Consider the following 3567-nt stretch of genomic DNA (forward strand, 5'->3'; position numbering starts at 1 on the left):
GCTCGACTCACTGCTCGGCACGCCGCGACCGGCCGGCACGGCGGACGACGCGGACGCCGGTCCCGCCGACATGGGCGCCCCGCTGGCGATCGAGCTGTCCCTGGTGCCGAACACCCCGGAGCCTGCCACCCGGTACGCCGCCTACTACACCCGGCAGGAACCCGACGACGGCACCAGCCGGCTCAGGCTGCAGGCCCGGCTGGTGACGCGCGGCCGCAGCGGCGCCTGGGTGGCCGGGAACCTGACCTGGTCCCGGCTCGACTACCTGCTGCTGCGCGACGAGTACCCGGCCGCGCACGTCCGCCTGCTGCACGAGCTGTACGCCCTGCACCGGGCGAGCGCCACTGCGAGATCCTCCTACTACGGATACGGCTACGCGTACGGCGGCGACCAGCGGTACCTCGAGCTGTCCAGCTGCGAGTCCCGCCAGCTCTGGCCGGTCCTCGAGCAGGCGCACGCCGCCGCCCTGCCGCTCGTCTACCCGCGCAGGCAGGGCCTGGTGCCGCCGCCAGGCACCGCGGAGCTGTGCCTCGACGTCACCAGCGACGTCGCGGACGAGGGAACCGCGCTGCTGATCGCCCCGGTCATCAAGACTCCCGGCGGTGATGACGCGGTGCCGCTGAGCTTCATCGGCACCGAGGGCCACGGGGTGGTGCTCGCCGATCGCGTGCAGGCCCACCAGGACCGCCCCGAGCACGCCAGATTCCGGCTGGCCCGCCTCGCCGCCCCGGTCCCCCGCCAGCTCCAGCAGCTCGCCCTCGCCGACGAACGGCTCGTGGTGCCGTCGGCCGGGCAGGCCGCGTTCCTGTCCAGGTACTATCCGAGGCTGCGCCGAATGGCCCCGGTGATCTCGTCGGACGGCTCGTTCACCCCGCCGCGGATCTCCGAACCCCGGCTGGTGCTCAGCGCCAGGTATTTCGGCGCCCACGACGTGGACCTCCGCTGGGAATGGGCGTACCAGGTTGGCGACGCGGAGCTGCGAGCCGCGGTCGGCTCCCGGGTCGCCGAGTTCCGCGATCCCGCCGCGGAAGCGCGGGTGCTGGCCGGTGTCGATCTCGATCTCCCGGAACGGGCCCGTTTCTCCGCCGCCACCCTGCACGGTCTCGACACGATGGTGTTCAGCACCGAGGTGCTGCCGCTGCTGTCCGGCCGCGACGACGTGCGGGTGGAGGTGTCCGGCCGGGTGCCGGACTACCGGGAGGCCGGAGACTCGCTGCGGATCGGCGTGTCCACGGCCGAGCTCGACGGCGAGCAGGACTGGTTCGACCTCGGCATCACCATCACCGTGGAGGGCCGCGAGGTCCCGTTCACCGAGCTGTTCGTGGCACTGGCCAGCGGCCAGTCGCACCTGCTGCTGCCTGACGGTGCCTACTTCTCGCTCGACAAGCCGGAGCTGATGGCGCTCGCCCGGCTGATCGAGGAGGCCCGCGCGCTGACGGATCAGCCTGCCGCCCTGGACGGCCCGCTGCGCATCAGCAGGTTCCAGGCCGGCCTGTGGGACGAGCTGGCCGGCCTCGGCGTGGTCCGCCATCAGGCCGCGGCGTGGCAGCGCCAGGTGCAGGGGCTGCTCTCGCTGTCTTCTGTCGAGCACCCAGCGCCCCCTGCGGCACTGGACTCGCTGCTGCGCCCGTATCAGCGCTCCGGGTTCCAGTGGCTCGCGTTCCTGTGGCGGCACGGGCTCGGCGGCATCCTCGCCGACGACATGGGGCTGGGCAAGACGCTGCAGACGCTGGCGCTGCTTTCTCATGCGAAAGCCATGAAGGCCGCGGAGTCAGGCGAGGACGTTACGGATAATCCTTTCCTCATCGTCGCGCCGACGAGCGTGCTGGCGAACTGGGCGGCGGAGGCGCGCAGGTTCACCCCGGACCTGAAGGTGGTGACGATCGGGGACACGCTGGCCCGGCGCGGCGTGGCGCTCGAGTCGGTGATCGCGGGGGCGGACGCGGTGGTGACGTCGTACACCCTGCTGCGGCTGGACTTCGAGTCGTACGGGGCGCTCCCCTGGGCGGGGCTGGTGCTCGACGAGGCGCAGTACGTGAAGAACCACCACTCCAAGGCGCACGCGTGCGCGCGGAAGGTCGACGCACCGTTCAAGGTGGCGATCACCGGCACGCCGATGGAGAACAACCTGATGGAGCTGTGGTCGCTGCTGTCGATCACCGCGCCGGGGCTGTTCCCGAACCCGGAACGGTTCAAGGAGTACTACGCGCGCCCGATCGAGAAGGGCGGGAACGCGGAGCTGCTCGGCCAGCTACGCCGCAGGATCCGGCCGCTGATCATGCGCCGCACGAAGGAACAGGTCGCCGCCGACCTGCCGGAGAAGCAGGAGCAGATCCTCGAGGTCGAGCTGAGCCCGCGGCACCGCAGGCTGTACCAGACGCACCTGCAGCGGGAGCGGCAGAAGGTCCTCGGCCTGCTCGGCGACGTCAACCACAACCGGTTCACGATCCTGCGGTCCCTGACGCTGCTGCGCCAGCTCGCGCTGCATGCCGCCCTGGTGGACGACGCGCACGGCGACGTCCCGTCCGCGAAGATCGACTCGCTGCTCGAGCAGCTCGAAGACGTGGTGGGCGGCGGCCACCGGGCACTGGTCTTCAGCCAGTTCACCCGGTTCCTGCGGATGGTGCGCGGCCGCCTCGAGGCGGCCGGGGTGCCGTGCTGCTATCTCGACGGCAGCACGGTGAACCGCCCGGCGGTGATCTCGGGGTTCAAGGAGGGAACCGCACCGGTGTTCCTGATCAGCCTCAAGGCCGGCGGCTTCGGGCTGAACCTCACCGAGGCCGACTACTGCTTCCTGCTCGATCCCTGGTGGAACCCGGCGACCGAGGCGCAGGCCGTCGACAGGACGCACCGCATCGGCCAGACCCGCAACGTAATGGTGTACCGGCTGATCGCTTCCGGCACGATCGAGGAGAAGGTCATGGCGCTCAAGGCGCGCAAGGCCGGGCTGTTCTCCTCCGTGATGGACAGCGACGGCGCCTTCTCGTCAGCGCTATCCCCCGACGACATCCGCGCCCTCTTCGGCTAGCCCCGCGCGGGGCGGCCCGGGAGGCTCAGCCATGGCCTCCCCCACCGGCGTCAATCTCGGGTTGACGATCGCAGATCGTCAACCTAGAGTTGACCGTATGAGTGAGTTTCCTGTTCCGCTGGACAACCTGATCGCTTACGTCAAGGCCCAGCACCCGGATGGCGGGGCGCTGGAGAACGTGGCGGACGCGTTCGCCGTCTCCGCCAGGCTCGATGAGCAGTCTGATGCGCTGATCGGCTACTTCGTGGACCAGGCCCGGCGCTCCGGTGCCTCCTGGAGTCAGATCGGCGCCGCGATGGGCGTCACCAAGCAGGCCGCGCAGAAGCGCTTCGTGCCAAGCAAGGCCGCCGAGCTCATGGAAGGGAACCCGCAGCCGTTCTCCCGGTTCACCGAACGCGCCGCCCGTGCGCTGGCGTCGGCCGGCCAGCTGGCCGCACCGGAGCCGCTCGGCGCTGGCCACCTGGCGGCGGCGCTGCTTTCCGACCCTGAAGGGCTGGCGGCTAAGGCGATCGCGGCGGCCGGGATGACCCCCGAACAGG

General features: G+C 70.8%; 1 protein-coding gene and 1 pseudogene. Both read left to right on the forward strand.

Annotation, left to right across the window (positions count from 1 at the left end):
• The coding region (locus WA805_RS02765; protein WP_425241576.1) for a DEAD/DEAH box helicase at window positions 1-3028 on the forward strand (3028 nt) is incomplete at its 5' end.
• 97 nt (window positions 3029-3125) lie between these two features.
• A pseudogene (locus WA805_RS02770) lies at window positions 3126-3567 on the forward strand (Clp protease N-terminal domain-containing protein); the annotation flags it as partial.

Source organism: Trebonia sp., from assembly GCF_049794275.1.
Classification (GTDB): domain Bacteria; phylum Actinomycetota; class Actinomycetes; order Streptosporangiales; family Streptosporangiaceae; genus Trebonia.